This is a genomic window from Oleiphilus sp. HI0043 (genome assembly GCF_001634935.1).
The window spans coordinates 1-750 of sequence record NZ_LWEY01000664.1; the positions used below are offsets into that span (position 1 = coordinate 1).

The following is a 750-nucleotide window of genomic DNA, read 5'->3' on the forward strand; positions in this document are numbered from 1 at the left end:
GTAATACAGTGCCACTTTATCGTGGCCACTCACTGAAACACTCTCGCACTAATTCGACAAACGCCTCCTCACAAACACTAGCCATATTAAAATGAGAGTTTAAGGAATTATGTTCACAGGCATCGTTCAAGGTAAAGCAAGCATTCTTGAAATTTCAGGTACAGACAATCTAAAAACATTAAAAATAGGTTTTCCTGATGGCGCATTGAAAAACATAAGTAAAGGCGCAAGTATTGCAATTAACGGCACTTGTCTGACCGCTACCGCCTTTGATCTTGAGCAAAACTGGGCGAACTTCGACGTAATGCTCGAGACACTTAAACTAACAAACCTTGGCTCGCTACAAGAAAGCGACCAAGTTAACTTTGAGCGAGCCGCGGCTATTGGTGATGAGATAGGCGGCCATCTAATGTCTGGGCATATCCATTGCAGCGTTGAAATATGTAAAATTGACTCAGCTAACGATGTCCATACAGTTTATTTCACAACACCCGAAAATCTCCAAAAATACCTCCTACCTAAAGGCTTTGCCGGATTAAATGGCTGCAGTCTAACACTAGGCGAAGTATCTAATGAGTCCTTTAGCGTTCATCTAATACCTGAAACACTAGAGGTAACAACCTTTGGTGAACTCAAGGTAGATGATGCAGTGAACCTAGAAATTGACCCTCAAACTCAGACCATCGTTGATACCGTGGAGCGATTCATGAGCACAAAAAAGCCAGCTTAAATGCTGGCTTTAGGTCTAAT

The 750-nt window shown here is 42.1% G+C and carries 1 protein-coding gene; it reads left to right on the forward strand.

The window, feature by feature from the left end; translation table 11 throughout:
* The first annotated feature begins 109 nt into the window (after positions 1-109).
* Entirely contained in the window at positions 110-730 is a 621-nt protein-coding gene (locus A3729_RS07915; RefSeq protein ID WP_068510525.1) for a riboflavin synthase, read from the forward strand.
* Positions 731-750 lie beyond the last annotated feature (20 nt).